Origin of the sequence: Janthinobacterium sp. BJB301 (assembly GCF_002735685.1) — a bacterium.
In the GTDB taxonomy this organism is placed as follows: domain Bacteria; phylum Pseudomonadota; class Gammaproteobacteria; order Burkholderiales; family Burkholderiaceae_D; genus Janthinobacterium; species Janthinobacterium lividum.
The window spans coordinates 380271-397907 of record NZ_PDZJ01000002.1; the positions used below are offsets into that span (position 1 = coordinate 380271).

Below are 17637 nucleotides of genomic sequence, written 5' to 3' on the forward strand. Positions count from 1 at the left end.
TACTTGACTGATCAAGCTTATATCAACTACTATACAACCTTTAAACACAGGAAGATACAGCATGTCGACCACCGCAGAATCCCACTTGATGCGCAATACCAACTTCCGCTGGCTGCTGGGCGGCGGCCTCGTGTCCATGCTGGGCGACCAGTTCAGCATGCTGGCCCTGCCCTGGCTGGTGCTGAGCCTGACGGGCGATAGCCTCAGCCTGGGCATCGCCGTGGCCCTGATGGGCGCGCCCCGCGCCGTGCTCATCTTGTTGGGTGGCACGGTCGCCGACCGGCATTCGCCCCGGCGCGTACTGCTGGTGAGCAAACTGGCCAATGCCGCCATCCTGCTGGCGCTGGCCGGGCTGCTGCTGCTGGACCAGGCCAGCCTGGCGCTGGCGTATGCGGCCGCGCTGGCGCTGGGCATCGCTTCCGCCTTCGGCATTCCCGCCGGCACGGCCATCCTGCCGCAAGCCGTGCCGTCGCAGTCACTGCAAGCGGCCAACAGCCTGCAGATGGGCGCGCGCCAGTTGTCCTTGCTGGCCGGTCCCCTGCTGGCGGCGCTCGTGCTCGGCACCCACGATGGCGCCCGGCACACCGGCATGGCGGCGCTGGCCGCCGCCTTTGCCATCGATGCGCTGACGTTCCTGTTCTCGGCCTGGACCTTGCGGCAAGTCAGCCTGCGGCCACTGGCCGCGGCGGCGGCGCAGGGCATGTGGCGCGACATGGAGGCGGGCCTGGCCATGGTGTGGCGCGACATTCCCTTGCGCAGCTGCTATGTTTACTGGGCGGTGGTGGCCTTCTTCGTCATGGGGCCGCTGCAAGTGGCCTTGCCCGTGCTGGCCAGCGAGCGCCTGCACGGCGCCGCGGCGCTGGGTGTGCTGATGGGCGCGCACGGTGCCGGCACCCTGGCCGGCATGCTGGCGTCCAGCCTGGGCGGCGCCTGGCTGCACCGCCGCTTCGGCGCCACCCTGCTGCTGGTCGATGCGGTCGTGGGCCTGCTGCTGATGGCGCTGGGGCAAATCGGCACGGCCTGGCAGGGCGCGGCCTTGCTGGCATTGACGGGAATGCTGGGCGGCTATGTGCAGGTAGCCATCTTTACGTGGATACAGCGGCGCGTGGCGCCCGCCATGCTGGGCCGGGCAATGGCACTGTTCATGGGCATCTTCCTGGGACTGGCGCCCCTGTCGGCGGCGGCCACGGGTGCGTTGCTGCGCCACCTGAGCGTGGGCGAGCTGTTCTGCGCTGGCGGCGCCCTGCTGCTGGCCGCCGCCATGGCCGCCATATTGTGGACGGATATTCCCCGCATCGGGGCAAGCGATTATGCAGTTCAACCTTAAGGCAGTCACAGCATGGATAAAACACGACAAGCGGCCCTGAAAGCGGCCTACCGGCAACAAGCGCCCGCGCTGGGCATCATCGCGCTGCGCCACTTGCCCAGCGGACGCACCCTGCTCGAACGCAGCCGCAATGCCCCTGGCGCGCTGAACCGCCATCGCTTCGAACTGAACCTGGGCAAGCACCGCAATACGCTACTGCAGGCTGACTGGCAACGCGACGGCGCGGCGGCCTTCCGTTTCGAGCTGCTCGATGCCGTCAAGGTGCCCGACGATCCCGCCTTCGATGCGGATGCCGAACTGGACGCCCTGCTGGCGCTGTACCAGGCACAGCTGCTGGAGCAGGGACAGGCACGCTATTGAGCGGCCATGCTTTACACTTGCGCAATCAAGCACTTCGCAGCGAATTGAAAGGACGTCATGATTGATCACACTCCCCCGCCGCCGGACGGCGCCAGCGCGCTGGACTTCTGCCTGCGCCTGGCGCGCGCCCAGGCCGTGCTGGTGCGCCGCTTCGACAGCATCCTGGGCAATCTGCATGGCCTGAGCTTCAGCGATTATCAATTGCTGTACCACTTGCAGCGCGCGCCAGGCGGCCGCCTGCGCCGCATCGACCTGGCCGAACGCCTGGCGCTGACGGCGTCCGGCATCACGCGCTCCTTGATGCCGCTGGAAAAAATCGGCCTGGTGGCGCGCCAGGCCGATGCGCGCGATGCCCGTGTCGGCTATGCCGTCATCACGGAAGCGGGACAAGCCCTGCTGCTCCACGCCGATGCGACAGCGCAGGCACTGGGCCAGGAATTGCTGGGCAGCGCCAGCGCGGAACAGCTGGCACCGCTGTCCATGCTGCTGGCCGGCATCGCCGGCAGCCAGCCAGCGAACGGCTGACGCATCGCCCTTACACGAGCGCCAGCTTGCGCAGGCGCCGCGTCGACTGCCAGTGTTCCACGCCCGTTTCGTCGCGGATGGCGGCGCAGGCGGCCAGCACTCTTGCGCACTCATCCTCGCGCAAGCCCGCATTCAGGGTCAGGCGCACGATGGCGCGGTTCTTCGCCGTAGCCGGGGCACAAAACATGGCGCCGTAAATGCCGTGCCGTTCCAGCGCCTGGCGCAGGGCCAGGGTGGCCGGTTCGCCGCCAGCCTCCAGCGCCACGATCTGCTCCGTGCCATCGCTGACGTTGTAGCCCAGCTCGCGCAAGCCGTCGCGCACCTGCAGCGTGTGGCGCCGCAGGGTGGCGCGGCGCTCGTCGGCGGCCATGATGAAATCGAGCGCCGCGCCCAGCCACGCCAGCTCATGCGCCAGCAGGCAGGAACTGAAGATGGCGGGGCGTGATTCGGACAAGAAATACCCCTTGAAGCGGCTGGAACAGCTGATGAAACCGGCCCGGCCCGCGAAGGCCTTGGCCAGCGATGCCGTGCGGAAATGCACGCGGTGGCCCAGTCCCCAGGCTTCCACCAGGCCCGCGCCCTGCGGGCCGTGCGTGCCCAGCGAATGCGACTCGTCGACCACCACCACGCAGTCGCTGCGCTCGGCGATATCGAGCAGCTCCAGCAGCGGCGCCAGGCTGCCGTTGGTGCTGTACAGGGCATCGACGACAATCACGCCGCGGCCATGCTTTGCCACCTGCCGCCGCAGGTGCGTCATGTCGTTGTGCAGGAAGGGCACGGCCTGGGCCTGGGCCGACAGCACGCCTTCCCACAGCGACGCGTGAGCCTGCATGTCCAGGTAGACGGGAATGCCGGGGCCGGCGATACACTGCAGCAAGCCGACGTTGGCCGCCATGCCGGACTGCGCCAGGATGCCATCCTCGCAGCCCATGAAGCGGGCCAGCCGGCTTTCCAGCCGGTGCTGTTCGCTACCTTCCTGCAAGTACACGGCCGACATCAGCATGCCGCCCGCATGCGCCTGCAGGGATGCCACCTGCGCCGCCACCAGCGTCGGCTCGGCGGCGATGGACAGGTAGTCATTGCCGGCCAGGAAAATAGCATGGGCGGGGGTCGGTTGCCAGGCATGGGGATGCTGGCCGCCCAGCAGTTTTTCGATGCGCGTGATGTGATGCGCATCCATGCGCCGCACGATGTAGTCGGGCAGGCAGTGTTCGGCACGGGCGAAAGATGGGGTATGCACGCTGGTAGCGATAGTCATGGTTTTTCTCCTAGGGAAAGGTTTGCTGCAAATTAAAGCCTTGACCGTGTTGCAAACCCATCCATTGACGTATATCAATGTCCGACGAGATAACCGTTCAACCAGGAAAATTTACGCGATGATAATGTTCTAAAGAGAATCTAGGCAGAGTCATGACGCAGCAATTGCAAGGACGATGGACACACTGGCGCAGGCGCCTGCTCCATTCGCTGCTGCATGAGCGCGTGCCGCATGAGGACCTGGCCGGCCGAGTCGCCATGCTGGCCGCCGTGGGCACGGTGGCGATGCCGCTGTACTACCTGCTGTGGCATTACTTTTTTCCGCAAGCCTATGAAAACCTGACCCTGCGCCTGACGGGCGTGGGCATCTGCATGGCTGGCCTGTTTGCCCGCCGCTTCTCGGTCCGCTGGCTGTCGCGTTACCTGCTGTTCGCGCTCAGCTACATCCTGCCCTTCTTCTTTACTTTCATGTTTCTGATGAACCATGCGTCGTCCATCTGGAGCGAATCGCTGCTGATCGGCCTGGTCGTGCTGTTTCATTTCGAAACGAAACTGGCGTGCTGCGCCTACCTGATCGGCACCAGCGCCGCCTGCCTCGCCGTCATTCTGCAAGGGGAAGGCGGCCTCCTGCTGCAACGTGAAGTGCTGCAGCAACTGCCCGTGCACTGGTTCACCATTGCCGCGCTGTCCGTGGTGAAAGTGGGCAGCAAGGTGCTGGAACTCGAACGGCTGGCAGGCCTGGCGGCCGGGCTCGGTTCCGTGGCGCACGAGCTGCGCACGCCGCTGACCAGCGTGGAAGCCAATGTGCGGGGCATGCGCCGGCTGTTGCCGCAGCTGGCCGACCAGGCGGACGACATGCCTCCGTTGCAGGAAGCCCTGTCGCGCATCCAGTTCGAAGTGCGCCACATGCATCACATGATCGATCTGTTCCTGATGAGCGCCAGTGCCGTGAACCGCAACCTCCAGCCTAGCCAGGCGCTATCGATGCTGGAGATGGTGAACTCCGTGCTCAAGCGCTACCCATTTACCAGCAACAGCCAGCGCAGCAGCGTCAAGGTGGACGTGCGCGCCGACTTCCAGTTCGCCGGCCAGGACGAACTGTGCGTGGTGATCCTGCTGAACCTGCTGAGAAACGCGCTGAAAGCCATCCAGCGGGCAGGCAAGGGACGCGTGCGCATCATCATCGACGGCGCCCGCCCCGTGCCCAGGCTGCTGTTCATCGACACGGGCTGCGGCATCGCGAAGAACCGCCTGCCGCTGATCTTCGAGCGTTTTTACTCCTATCCCGTACATAACGGCAGCGGCATCGGCCTGGCCCTGTGCCGGCAGATCGTCACCGCCTGGCAGGCGCGCATCCGCTGCGTGTCGCGCGAGCACGCCTATGCGATTTTCATCCTGGAATTCCCCCAGCCCGTGCCTGCCCGCTTCCAACCCTCTTCCCCCGCAAGGTGACGCATGCAACTGCCCGTCTACACCCATCCGACCCTGACCGTATTGATCGACGATAGCGATTCCTTCCTGAAAAGCCTGGCGTTCCAGCTCGATCCCGGCCTGGCGCGCAAGACTTTCCACGACACCAGCAGCGCCCTGCACTGGTTGCGCCAGAGCGCGCAACCGGGCGAAACGCCGCTGCACGTCAACTTCGATACGCAAAACCTGCCGCCCGACCAGTGCAACGTGGCGCTCGACATCGAACGCATCTGGCGCATCAGCGGCCAGGCGCAGCGCTTTGCCGTGCCCTCCGTGCTGGTGGTCGATTATTCGATGCCGCAGATGAATGGTCTGGAATTTTGCCAGGCCGTGCGCGACTTGCCGTGCAAGAAGATTCTATTTACGGGCGCGGCCGATGAAAAAGTGGCCGTGACGGCCTTCAACCGGGGCTTGATCGACCGCTACATCAAGAAGAGCGACGACGATGCGCTCGACATCCTGGAACAGGAAATCGTTGCCCTGCAGCGCGAGTTCTTCCTGCAGCAATCGGAAACCGTGCGCGACTTGCTGATGCTGCACGACTACAGTTTCCTGCAAGACGAAGCGCTGGCCGCCGTCGTGCACGAGCTGTGCCAGCGCCATGGTTTTGTCGAATACTATATTTTCCCCAATCCCAGCGGCATCCTGTTCTTCACGCGCGAAGGCCACGCCAAGCTGATGATCATCGAGACGGAACGCAGTCTGCATACGCAGTACGAGATGGCCCGCGACAGCGACGCGCCCGAGTCACTGCTGCTGGCCCTGCTGGAAATGCGCGTGATTCCCTACTTTTCCGACGCCGACAGCGACGGCATGTACGCGGCGCAGATCGGCGAAAACTGGTTCCGCTACTGCGCCGCGCCCACCATCTGCCTGGGCCGCATGACGTATTTCTGGGCCCTGTTCGACGTGCCGGCGCACCAGTTGGGGCAGCCGGTGATGTCTTACGCGCAATTTCTGCGGGCGGGCGCAGGCGATAGCGTCAGCGCTTAAGACTAGCCTTCCCGCAAGGTCTGCAAGGGCGGATGTTTCAGCACGTTACGCAAGCCCAGCCAGCCGCCGGCAATCGCGCACAGGGCGCCGGCCAGCAAACCAAAGGCCCACACGCCGGGCGCGAAGCTCCAGGCGAACTTGAACTGGTACGTCGCCAGGGCCCAGCCCATGGCGGCCGCGCCCGATGCCGCCAGCAGGCCGGCCAGTGCGCCGACGAGGGAAAACTCGATCAGCTGGGCCTGCGCCAGCTGGCGCCGCGTGGCGCCCAGCGCGCGCAGCAGGCCCGCTTCGCGCGTGCGCTCGTCCTGCGAGCCCATCAGCGCCGCATACAGCACCAGCAAGCCCGAGGCCAGAGTAAACGCGAAGAGGAATTCCACGGCCGTCACTACCTGGTCCAGCACGCCCTGGATCTGCTTGAGCACGCCACCCACGTCGACCACCGTCAGGTTCGGATAATCGCGCAGCAAGGCATTGCCCAGGTCCGCCTGCGCGGGCGGCAGGTGAAAGGCCGTGATCCACGTCTGCGGCGTATCCGCCATGGCGGCCGGATTGATGATGACAAAGAAATTGACGCGCATCGAACCCCATTCCAGCTTGCGCAAGCTGGTAATGGCCGCTTCCACGGGCTGGCCGGCGATGTCGAAGCGCAGCTTGTCGCCCAGTTTCAGTTTCAATGTCTTGGCGATGCCCTCCTCCACCGACGCCTCGGCCGGCGCACCGGGCCCATTGCCGAACCACTTGCCGGCGATCAGCTTGTTTTCTTCCTGCATCGTGGCCATCGTCGACAGGTTGAATTCGCGGTCGGCCAGGCCCTTGGCCCGGTCGTCCTCGTAGGTGGTTTCCGTGATGGCGTTGCCGTTCACGGCCACCAGGCGCCCGCGTATCATCGGATACAAGGGCGCGTTGGCCACGCCGGCCTGGGCCAGGCGCGCGGCGATCGGGTCTTTCTGTTCCGGCAGGATATTGATCATGAAGCGGTTCGGCGCGTCCGGCGGCGTGGCGTTGCGCCAGGCCACCATCAGGTCGCCGCGCACCACCGTCAGCAGCAGCAAGGCCATCAGGCCCAGCGCCAGCGACACCACCTGGATGACGGTGGCGCCCGGGCGGCGCTGCAGGGAAGTGACGGCAAAACGCCAGCCCTGGTGATTGAAGGCGCCGCGCAGGGTTTTCAGCGAGCGGATGCCCAGCCAGCCGGCCAGGCCGAACAGGGCGAAGCCGCCGAGGAAGCCGGCCGCCGTCAGCAGCGCCAATTTCACGTCGCCCGCCTGCCACAACAGCAGCACGACGAAGGCGGCGATGCCCAGGCCGTACGTGGCCACGGCCAGCGCCTGCGGCGGCTCCTGTTCGCGGCGGATCACGCGGTTATGGGGAACATTGCGCAACTGCAAAATCGGCGGCAGGGCAAAGCCCAGCAGCAACAGCATGCCGGTGGCCACGCCCTGCAGCGCGGGCAGCATCGAGACGGGCGGCAAGTCGCTCTGCACCAGTTTTCCCAACAGCTCCAGCAGCACCAGGTGGCCGCCGAAGCCCACCATCACGCCGACCACGCTGCCGGCCAGGCCGACGAGCAGGAATTCGATCACGTACATGGCCGTGACCTGGTTTTGCGTCAAGCCCAGGCAGCGCAGCATGGCGCAGGCGTCCAGGTGGCGCAGCATGAAGCGGCGCGCCGCCATGGCCACGGCGACGGCCGCCAGCATGGCCGACAGCAAGCCGACGAGCGACAGGAAACGGTCGGCGCGGTCCAGGGTCGATTGCATCTGCGGACTGCCCGATTCCAGCGACTCGATGCGCACGCCCTTGATGGCCTGCGTCTTGATCTGGCTTTCCAGCCAGGTTTGATATTGCGCAAGCTCGGCCGCCTTGGCGGGCGGCGCCGACAGCAGCAGCCGGTATGACACGCGCGAACCGTTCTGCACCAGCGCCGTGGCGGCAAGATCGCTGAGGGGCAGCATCACGCGCGGGGCGAAATTGAGGAAGGAGGCGCCGCGGTCCGGCTCGCTGGCGATCAGTTGCGTGACCGTAAATGCCTTGTCGCCCAGGGTCAGGGTGTCGCCCAGCCTGGCGTTCAGGCTGGACAGGATGGCCGCATCGACCCACAGGGTGCCGGGCGCCGGCACCTGGTCGGTTGGCCGTCCCACGGCATCCTGCGCCTCGCTCGGTTTGGTCGTGATTTTCAGCTTGCCCCGCTGCGGGTAGCCGGGCGAGACGGCCTTGATGGACGCCAGCTGCGACAGCGACTGTTCGCCCTCGCCCGCCTGCGCCATGCTGGGAAACGTCACCGTGTCGGCCAGGAGGAAGCCGCGCTTCTGCGCTTCCGCGCGCCATGCGGCATTGACGGGCTGGTCGGCGCTGATGACCAGGTCGGCCCCCAGCAACTGGTGCGCGTCGCGGTTCAGGCCCGCGCGCAGGCGGTCGACGAAGAAACCCACGGCCGACAGGGCCGCCACGGCGACGATCAGCGCGACGAGCAGGAAACGCAGTTGCCCGGCGCGCCAGTCGCGGCCGGTCATTTTCAGGGAGAGGCGGAACATGGGCGGCGGGTCTTTATGAAGATGTTATTGCGCGCTGCCGTGGGCGGCCGCGTGCTGGGCGAAATACGCATCGACGGTGGCGAGGAAGGCGTCTTTCTGCGCTTGCGGCAGGAAGGCGGCGATGAAACCGTTGCGCGCCAGGCGTTGCGCGTGGGACAGGCCCAGCGGCAAGGCGTCGAAGATGGCGTCGAAATTGTCGTTCATGTAGCCGCCGAAATACGCGGGATCGTCCGAGTTCACCGTCACCAGCAGGCCGGCGTCGAGCAGTTGCACCAGGTTGTGGTCATGCATCTGGTCGAACACGCGCAGCTTGGTGTTCGACAGCGGGCAGACCGTCAAGGCGACCTGTTCGCGCGCCAGGCGGGCCGTCAGTTCCGCGTCTTCCAGGCAGCGCACGCCATGGTCGATGCGTTCGACCTGCAAGTCGTCGAGCGCCGTACGGATGTAGGCGGGCGGACCTTCCTCGCCCGCGTGGGCCACCAGGTGCAGGCCCAGCTCGCGGCAACGGGCAAACACGCGCGAGAATTTCTCGGGCGGGTTGCCCACTTCCGACGAGTCGAGACCGATGCCGATGAATTTGTCGCGGTGCGGCAGCGCGTCTTCCAGGGTCTCGAACGCTTCTTCCTCGCTCAGGTGGCGCAGGAAGCACAGGATCAGGGCCGCGCTGACGGGACTGTCCTGGCAGGCGCGGTGGATGCCGTTGATCACGTCGGCCATGGCCACGCCGCGCGCCGTGTGGGTTTGCGGGTCGAAGAAGATTTCCGTGTGCAGCACGTTATCAGCTTCGGCGCGGCGCAGGTAGGCTTGCGTCATGTCATAGAAATCCTGCTCTTTCAAGAGCACGCTTGCGCCAGCGTAATAAATGTCGAGAAAAGACTGCAAATCCGTAAAAGCATAGGCGCTGCGCAAGTGTTCCACCGATTCATAGCCCAGCGGCACGCCATTGCGCTCTGCCAGTGCGAAAATCAGTTCTGGCTCCAGCGAGCCTTCGATATGGATATGCAGTTCGGCCTTCGGCATGCCGCGGACGATCGCGCGCAATTGGGGGGTCATCATGGGTGTTCCTTATAGGGTGACGATAAAAATGCTGGCTCGCACGCGCGGCGCGCAGGGCCATCAGACATGCAGGCATCTTAGCGCAAGATGGCCAGCCTCACCGGCGCCCGGCCGCCATGGCACAGGCCGCGGCAGCGCCATGGCCGGCTCCGGCACGCGCTGGCGAATTGTCGTATGATGATTTAAAAGGTACAAAAAGGTTCATTGAAATTGATGGAAAATCTGATGATTTATCCAATTAAATCAACAATTTACAAACAAGTATTAAGGATATGCTGACATATCTTTTGACTTCCTGATCCTTTAGAGCAATAATAAATTTCATGGGGTAAAGGTAGGTGCAACAAGCGCTATCAACAGTGAAAAAAAAGCCGGCTGGCTACGTCAGCACACGGCATCAAGCGCCAGTTTTTTGGTCCGGGCAATCCGGACTCGCAAAGACAGCCGGGCTTGAAACAACAATAAAAATCGATACGGGGTACAGGAAAAGTTCAGACGGCAAGCCCAGGCGAGTGCCAGGCGGGCGGCCATGGTGACTGGCAGTACAGGTTTACATTAAAGGACATTGACATGACCATTTTTGATAACTATGCAGCACGCTACGAGCGCACCCGCGAAGAGGAAATGTCGCTCACCGAATACCTGGCCCTGTGCAAGAAGGACAAGCTGACCTATGCCAGCGCGCCCGAACGCATGCTGGCCGCCATCGGCGAGCCGCAACTGGTCGACACGCGCAACGACACGCGCTTGTCGCGCATCTTCGCCAACAAGATCATCAAGATCTATCCCGCCTTCCGCGAGTTCTACGGCACCGAGGAAGTCATCGAGCAAGTCGTCTCGTATTTCCGCCATGCGGCGCAAGGCCTGGAAGAACGCAAGCAGATCCTGTATCTGCTGGGGCCTGTCGGCGGCGGCAAGTCGTCGATCGCGGAAAAGCTCAAGTCGCTGATGGAGCATGTGCCCTTCTATTGCCTGAAAGGCTCGCCCGTCAACGAATCGCCGCTGGGCCTCTTCAACGAGGAAGAGGACGGCACCATCCTGGAAGAGGATTACGGCATCCCGCGCCGCTACCTGCGCAACATTCCCAGCCCGTGGGCCGTGAAGCGCCTGCATGAATACAATGGCGATATCAACCAGTTCCGCGTCGTCAAGCGCTACCCGTCCGTGCTGAAACAGATCGCCATCTCGAAGACGGAGCCGGGCGACGAAAACAACCAGGATATTTCTTCGCTGGTGGGCAAGGTCGACATCCGCAAGCTGGAAGACTATGCGCAGGACGACCCGGACGCCTACAGCTATTCGGGCGGCCTGTGCCTGGCCAACCAGGGCCTGATGGAATTCGTGGAAATGTTCAAGGCGCCGATCAAGGTCTTGCACCCGCTGCTGACGGCCACGCAGGAAGGCAACTACAAGGGCACAGAAGGCTTCGGCGCCATCCCGTTCGACGGCATCATCCTGGCCCACTCGAACGAGTCGGAATGGAAGACCTTCAAGAACAACCGCAACAACGAGGCGTTTCTTGACCGTATCTATATAGTCAAGGTGCCGTACTGCCTGCGCGTCTCCGATGAAATCAAGATCTACGACAAGCTGGTGGCCAATTCCTCGCTGGTCAAGGCCCCATGCGCGCCCGGCACCCTGCGCATGATGGCGCAGTTCGCCATCCTGTCGCGCCTGAAAGACCCGGAAAACTCCAGCATCTTTTCGAAGATGCTCGTCTACGATGGCGAGAACCTCAAGGATACGGACCCGAAAGCCAAGTCCATGCACGAATACGTCGATTACGCGGGCGTGGATGAAGGCATGAACGGCTTGTCGACGCGCTTTGCCTTCAAGATCCTGTCGAAAGTGTTCAACTTTGACAATTCCGAAGTGGCCGCCAATCCCGTGCATCTATTATATGTACTGGAACAGCAGGTCGAGCGCGAGCAGTTCGCGCCGGAACTCGAGCAGCGCTACTTCTCCTATATCAAGGAGCACCTGGCGCAGCGCTATGTGGAATTCATCGGCAAGGAGATCCAGACGGCTTACCTGGAAAGCTATTCGGAATACGGACAGAACATCTTCGACCGCTATGTGACGTTTGCCGATTTCTGGATACAGGACCAGGAATACCGCGATCCGGACACGGGCGAAAGTTTCGACCGCGAATCGCTGAACAATGAACTGGAAAAGATCGAGAAGCCGGCCGGCATTTCCAATCCGAAGGATTTCCGCAATGAAATCGTGAACTTCGGCTTGCGCGCGCGGGCCTCGAACGGCGGCAAGAATCCCGCCTGGACCAGTTATGAAAAGTTCCGCACCGTGATTGAAAAGAAAATGTTTTCGAATACGGAGGAATTGCTGCCCGTGATTTCCTTCAATGCCAAGGCCAGCGCCGACGATGCCAACAAGCACGCCGACTTCGTGGCCCGCATGGTGGAAAAAGGCTATACGGCCAAGCAGGTACGCCTGTTATGCGAATGGTACTTGCGCGTACGCAAGTCGTCATAGCGCGGACAGCGAAGGCGCGCTCCCGCCCGATGGATGGCGGGGCGCGCGAGACGAGAGGCAAGGAGGCACCCTTTGACATATCTCATCGACAGGCGCTTGCAAAGCAAGAATAAATCCGCCGTCAACCGCGAGCGTTTCCTGCGGCGTTACAAGGGCCAGATCAAGGATGCCGTGGGGCGTGCCATCAAGGGGCGCTCGATCACGGACGTCGAGAATGGCGAGAAGGTCAGCATCCCCGTCAAGGACGTGGGCGAACCATCGTTCGGCCACGCGCATGGCGGCGTATGGGAAGTGGTCAATCCCGGCAACAAGGAATACCTGAAAGGCGACCAGATCGCCCGGCCGAAAGGCGGCGGTGGCGGCGGGCGGGGCAAGGCGGGCAATAGCGACGAGACGACGGAAGACGATTTCATCTTTGAATTGTCGCGCGAAGAATTCATGAATTATTTCTTCGAGGACCTGGAATTGCCGCATATGGTGAAAACCCAGCTGACGGCCACCACGGAATTCAAGAACCAGCGCGCCGGCTACAATATGTCGGGCACGCCATCGAACATCCATGTGCTGCGTTCCTTGCGCGGTGCGCTGGGGCGGCGCATCGCCGTCGGCGGCGGCGCCCGCAAGCAGTTGGCGCAGGCCGAGGAAGACCTGGCCGAACTGCTGCACGAAGGCGCGCCCGACAGCGACCCGCTGGTGACGGAACTGCGCCGCCTGATCCACCACCTGCACACGCGCCTGCTGGCCATTCCCTTCATCGACCCGTTCGACTTGCGCTACAGCAACCGCGTCAAGGTACCCAAGCCGATGACGCAAGCCGTCATGTTCTGCATCATGGACGTGTCCGGCTCCATGGACGAGTCGCGCAAGGACACGGCCAAGCGCTTCTTCATCCTGTTATATCTGTTCCTCAAGCGCGTCTACGACAAGATCGAAGTCGTATTCATCCGTCACCATACGGCAGCGGCCGAAGTGGACGAGCATGAATTCTTCAATTCGCGCGAGTCGGGCGGCACCGTCGTATCCTCCGCCCTGCACTTGCTCAACACCATCATCGACGAGCGCTATGGCGCCGGGCAATGGAACAGCTATGTGGCGCAGGCGTCCGACGGCGACAACTGGGACAACGATTCCGTGCTGTGCCGCCAGTTGCTGATCAACACCATCATGCCCAAGGTGCAGTACTACACCTATGTCGAGATCACGGATGGCCCGCAGCAAAACCTGTGGGAGCAATACGCGGGCGTGCTCGACCATCACGCCCATTTCGCCATGCAAAAGATCGTCACGCCGGCCGATATCTACCCGGTCTTCCGCGAACTGTTCAAGAAACAGGTGAAATGATGAGTGCAGCCTTTGACCGCGCCAGCAACACCCCGGGCGAACCGTTCGTGCGCCTGCGCCACCCGAACGCCCTGCCCGAGCAGTCGGAATGGACGTTCGAACTGATCGAGCAAATCCACGAGGAAATCCGCCGCGTAGCGAAACAGTTTGGCCTCGACACCTATCCGAACCAGCTGGAAATCATCACGGCCGAACAGATGATGGATGCCTATACCTCGGTGGGCATGCCCGTCTCCTACAACCACTGGTCTTTCGGCAAGCACTTTCTGTCTACCGAGAAAAGCTACAAGCGCGGCCAGATGGGCCTGGCCTACGAGATCGTCATCAACTCCAACCCCTGCATCGCCTATCTCATGGAGGAAAACAGCCTGACCATGCAGTCGCTGGTGATCGCGCATGCGGCCTACGGCCATAATTCCTTCTTCAAGGGCAATTACCTGTTCCGCGCCTGGACGGATGCGGACGCCATCATCGACTATATGGTGTTTGCCAAGAATTACATCGCCGAATGCGAACAGCGCCATGGCGTCGATGCCGTGGAATTGCTGCTCGACTCGTGCCACGCCATCCAGAACTATGGCGTGGACCGCTACAAGCGCCCGGCGAAACTGTCGATGGCGAAGGAATATGCGCGCCAGAAAGAGCGCGAAGCCTATGTGCAGTCGCAGATCAACCAGCTGTGGCGTACCCTGCCCCGGCGCGAGGATGACGAGGACGAGGAAGACCAGCGCAAGGCCGCCCCCCGCTTTCCGCCCGAACCCGAGGAAAACCTGCTGTACTTTATAGAGAAGTACGCGCCGCTGCTGGAACCATGGCAGCGCGAGATGGTGCGCATCGTGCGCAAGATTTCCCAGTACTTCTACCCGCAACGGCAAACCCAGGTCATGAACGAGGGCTGGGCCACCTTCTGGCATTACACGATATTGAACCAGCTGTATGACGAAGGCGTGGTGGGTGACGGCTTCATGATGGAATTCCTGAAAAGCCATACCAATGTGGTCTACCAGCCGCCCATCGACAGCCCGTATTACAGCGGCATCAACCCGTATGCGCTGGGATTTGCCATGATGAGCGACATCCGCCGCATCTGCGAGCACCCGACGGACGAAGACCGCGCCTGGTTTCCCGACATGGCAGGCAGCGACTGGCGCAAGAGCCTAGACTTTGCCATGCGCAATTTCAAGGATGAAAGCTTCATTGCCCAGTATTTGTCGCCGCGGCTGATCCGCGAATTCCACTTCTTTGCCGTGCTTGACGACGACAAGAATGAAAAACTGGCCATTTCCGCCATCCATGACGATGCTGGCTACCGCTACGTGCGCCAGCAGCTGGCCGAGCAGTACAACCTGGGCAACCGCGAGCCGAACATCCAGGTGTGGTCCGTGAATACGCGCGACGACCGCGCCTTGACCCTGCGCCACACGCAATTCCAGCGCCGCCCGCTGAACCAGCAGGCAGCCGAGGTGCTCAAGCATGTGGCGCGGCTGTGGGGCTTCGATGTGCACCTCGATACGGTCGATCCCCAGGGCGTGGTCCTGGGCACCCTGAATTGCCGGCGCGAGAAGCGCAACCGGCGCGATGACCCGGTTGTCCGGCCATGAAATGTTTTGTTGATAATAATCAATAGCAAGAATATAAGCGCTTCCTATGCCCGTATAGGAATTCAGTATGGCCTGACGGCCTCAAATAGGCCTCCAGGAGCGCCTTTTTTGACCTGGGTGAAGTGCGTTCCGCACCCGTTTGGTGCGCACCGAAGGCTAAGTGGTCTGGTTCAGAGCCAAAACATTTCCATAAAGAAAGATTTTTCTCCAAATTTAGCAGTTTCCATATTGGATATCACGAAATATAATTCCGCCATATAGGCACATCGGAGAACTTAGCAGCGGTCGTCCAAAACGGCTGTAAAAAACCGATAAGACCGCCTTTTTTTCTGTCCGAAAGCGTGCAAAGATGACATAAGCAAGTACGTTTTCAGGGCGCAAAAGCGCCAAAAATTTAACCGGTTTTAGGCGTTAAAAATCTGTGTAAAATAAAGAATTCGTATGTATAATTCGGCGACGTCCCGGATACGGCTGGAGCTTTGTGTCGTCATTTTGGGGTTCAGTTGCAAGACAAGAGATGGTATTTGGAGAAAGCAGGCATGAATTTTTCGAACGAGAAAAGTCCCAAGAACTACACAGGCATAACTGTCGTTGTCCTGCTGCACGTTCTCGCGGCTTACGGGATCGCGACGGGCTTGGGCAAGCGGTTAGTTACCAAAATGATGGAACCGGTTGAAACCAAGATTATCGAGGAAGTCAAACCGCCTCCACCGAAGGATCTTCCACCGCCACCACCGCCGCCAGAAATGAAGGCGCCACCGCCGCCATTCATTCCGCCAGTCGAGGTGAACGTGCAGCAGCCGCCGCCACAACAGAACGTGATTGCAAATACGACTGCTGTGAAGCCAGCCACGAATGTATTGGCACCGCCAACGCCGCCTGCACAGCCTGCGCCAACTCCTGGACCAGCCAAATCGGTGCGTACACCGGCAGTGGTTGACTTCAGTGTCTGCGAAAAACCGGCTTATCCAAAGTCGTCGCAGCGCAATGAGGAAACCGGTGTGGTGACACTGTCGTTCCTGATCGGTGTAGACGGCAAGGTCGCTGATTCGAAGATCGTGAAGTCCAGCGGCTTCAGAGACCTGGACAAAGCCGCGGTGCAAGGTATTAGCCGCTGTACATTTAAGCCGGCAACAGTTGACGGCAAGCCGGAACAAGGCTGGCAGCAAATGCAATACGTTTGGTCGCTGGATTAAAACCCGAGACAGTTATCCCCTGTCTCACACTATGATTTCGTTGTCATTACGTTCAGCGATCTGTTATTTTTAATTTTGGAGGAAGCATGTTTAAGAATACCCGTTTGTCCGCATTTTTTGCCGCGGTTCTGTTGTCCGTTACCGCTACTACCGCTCTGGTAGCAGCTCCGGCATTCGCTGACGCGCCAGCATCGGCTGCCGCTTCGGCTCCTGCGGCAGACGCTGCACCAGCACCAGTTGCTGCAGATGCAGCCGCTCCAGCAGCAGACGCAGCAGCTCCAGCCGCTGATGCAGCAGCTCCAGCCAAAACCGAAGAAGTGCACAACCCGTTCGGCCTGTCCGCAGTATGGGACGGCGGCTTCGTGCCACGCGCTACCCTGATCATCCTGTCCATCATGTCGATCGGCAGCTGGTACATCATCATCACCAAACTGCTGGATCAAATGAAGATCTTCAAGCAAGCCAAAGAAGCCGCTTCCAAATTCTGGAAAGCTCCTTCGATCGCTGCTGGTTCGGCAACCCTGAGCGAAGGCTCGCCATTCCGCTTCATCGCTGAATCGGGCACCAAGGCAACCGCACACCATGACGGCGCCCTGCTGGAACAAATCGACCTGTCGACCTGGGTGACGATGTCGATCCAGCGCGCTTCGGACAAAGTCCAATCGCGTCTGCAAGATGGCCTGTCGTTCCTGGCAACCGTTGGTTCGACCGCACCGTTTATCGGTCTGTTCGGTACCGTTTGGGGTATTTACGGCGCGCTGACCGCTATCGGCATGACCGGTAACGCATCGATCGACAAAGTTGCAGGTCCAGTTGGTGAAGCACTGATCATGACCGCTTTCGGTCTGCTGGTCGCTGTTCCTGCCGTTCTGGGTTACAACTGGCTGGTTCGTCGTAACAAATCCGCAATGGAAGACATCCGCTCGTTCAGCGCCGACGTTCACTCGGTTCTGGTTTCCGGCGTAATGTCGACCAGCGAAGCTGGCCGTGCTGCCGGCGCTAAAAAGATCGGATAAGAATCATGTCGATGTCCGTCGGCTCCGACAGCGGAGATGAAGATCAAGTAATGTCAGAAATCAACACGACGCCGCTCGTCGACATCATGTTGGTTTTGCTGATCATTTTCTTGATCACCAGTCCGGTTGTCCTCAAATTGCAGAAAATCGATCTGCCGATCGAGGCCAACCAAGCCCTTCAAAGCAAGCCAGAAAACGTCAACATCGTTGTTAACAAGGACGGTGAGATTTACCTGGGCCAGACCAGACTGAAAGACACGAACGAATTGTTCGATTATCTTAAAGTTGAAGCAGTGAAAGTACCGCAGCCGGAAGTACACGTTCGTGGCGACCAAGAAACACGCTACGAATCGATCGGCCGGGTTATTTACACGACCCAACGTGCCGGGATCCAGAAGGTCGGCTTCATCACCGAACCACCTGACAAGGGCTGATAGCGACTGGCGGCGGCGTCCCGGCAACATGGGG

At 61.3% G+C, this 17637-nt stretch carries 14 protein-coding genes; 11 read left to right on the top strand and 3 right to left on the bottom strand.

Annotated elements, in window-relative coordinates:
* Nucleotides 1-61: 61 nt before the first annotated feature.
* The 3 genes from CSQ91_RS15025 to CSQ91_RS15035 are packed head-to-tail and all read left to right on the top strand — an operon-like array spanning nt 62 to nt 2212.
* Nucleotides 62-1327 carry an MFS transporter gene (locus tag CSQ91_RS15025; RefSeq protein WP_099388835.1) on the top strand — a complete coding sequence of 422 codons (1266 nt, stop codon included), beginning with the start codon at nt 62-64 and terminating at the stop codon, nt 1325-1327.
* 12 nt (nt 1328-1339) lie between these two features.
* On the top strand, nt 1340-1687 hold the full coding sequence (locus CSQ91_RS15030) for a GIY-YIG nuclease family protein (protein ID WP_070281315.1): 348 nt from the start codon (nt 1340-1342) through the stop codon (nt 1685-1687).
* A gap of 57 nt (nt 1688-1744) precedes the next feature.
* Nucleotides 1745-2212, top strand: coding sequence for a MarR family winged helix-turn-helix transcriptional regulator (locus tag CSQ91_RS15035; RefSeq protein ID WP_070281316.1), 468 nt, complete (start codon nt 1745-1747; stop codon nt 2210-2212).
* Nucleotides 2213-2222: 10 nt separating this feature from the next.
* Here CSQ91_RS15035 and cqsA read toward each other — a convergent pair whose 3' ends face one another.
* The gene (gene cqsA, locus CSQ91_RS15040; RefSeq protein ID WP_070281317.1) at nt 2223-3470 is read right to left on the bottom strand and encodes an alpha-hydroxyketone-type quorum-sensing autoinducer synthase; all 1248 of its coding nucleotides are present in this window, start codon (nt 3468-3470) and stop codon (nt 2223-2225) included.
* Between the two features lie 152 nt (nt 3471-3622).
* Between cqsA and CSQ91_RS15045 the strand changes: the two genes are divergently transcribed.
* The gene (locus CSQ91_RS15045; RefSeq protein WP_099388836.1) at nt 3623-4921 is read left to right on the top strand and encodes a sensor histidine kinase; all 1299 of its coding nucleotides are present in this window, start codon (nt 3623-3625) and stop codon (nt 4919-4921) included.
* Nucleotides 4922-4924: 3 nt separating this feature from the next.
* Nucleotides 4925-5932: a response regulator gene (locus CSQ91_RS15050; protein WP_070253702.1), complete on the top strand. Its 1008-nt coding sequence runs from the start codon at nt 4925-4927 to the stop codon at nt 5930-5932.
* Between the two features lie 2 nt (nt 5933-5934).
* On the opposite strand, the gene CSQ91_RS15055 is transcribed toward CSQ91_RS15050, so the two are convergent.
* Nucleotides 5935-8466 carry an ABC transporter permease gene (locus tag CSQ91_RS15055; protein ID WP_099388837.1) on the bottom strand — a complete coding sequence of 844 codons (2532 nt, stop codon included), beginning with the start codon at nt 8464-8466 and terminating at the stop codon, nt 5935-5937.
* A gap of 24 nt (nt 8467-8490) precedes the next feature.
* A complete protein-coding gene (locus tag CSQ91_RS15060) occupies nt 8491-9522 on the bottom strand; it encodes an adenosine deaminase (protein ID WP_099388838.1) in 1032 nt (343 codons plus the stop codon).
* A 570-nt stretch (nt 9523-10092) separates the two neighbouring features.
* Here CSQ91_RS15060 and CSQ91_RS15065 point away from each other — a divergent pair.
* From CSQ91_RS15065 to CSQ91_RS15090, 6 genes are all read left to right on the top strand, one after another.
* Nucleotides 10093-12015, top strand: coding sequence for a PrkA family serine protein kinase (locus CSQ91_RS15065; protein ID WP_034785249.1), 1923 nt, complete (start codon nt 10093-10095; stop codon nt 12013-12015).
* A 72-nt stretch (nt 12016-12087) separates the two neighbouring features.
* Nucleotides 12088-13356, top strand: a complete 1269-nt coding sequence (locus CSQ91_RS15070) for a YeaH/YhbH family protein (protein ID WP_034785247.1) — start codon at nt 12088-12090, stop codon at nt 13354-13356.
* Nucleotides 13356-14957, top strand: a complete 1602-nt coding sequence (locus tag CSQ91_RS15075) for a SpoVR family protein (protein ID WP_052140385.1) — start codon at nt 13356-13358, stop codon at nt 14955-14957. The genes CSQ91_RS15070 and CSQ91_RS15075 overlap by 1 nt, the downstream gene beginning before the upstream one ends.
* A gap of 539 nt (nt 14958-15496) precedes the next feature.
* Nucleotides 15497-16153 carry an energy transducer TonB gene (locus CSQ91_RS15080; RefSeq protein ID WP_099388839.1) on the top strand — a complete coding sequence of 219 codons (657 nt, stop codon included), beginning with the start codon at nt 15497-15499 and terminating at the stop codon, nt 16151-16153.
* Between the two features lie 86 nt (nt 16154-16239).
* The gene (locus CSQ91_RS15085; RefSeq protein WP_167468694.1) at nt 16240-17169 is read left to right on the top strand and encodes a MotA/TolQ/ExbB proton channel family protein; all 930 of its coding nucleotides are present in this window, start codon (nt 16240-16242) and stop codon (nt 17167-17169) included.
* A 5-nt stretch (nt 17170-17174) separates the two neighbouring features.
* Nucleotides 17175-17603, top strand: coding sequence for an ExbD/TolR family protein (locus CSQ91_RS15090; RefSeq protein WP_034785240.1), 429 nt, complete (start codon nt 17175-17177; stop codon nt 17601-17603).
* The last annotated feature ends 34 nt before the right edge of the window (nt 17604-17637 follow it).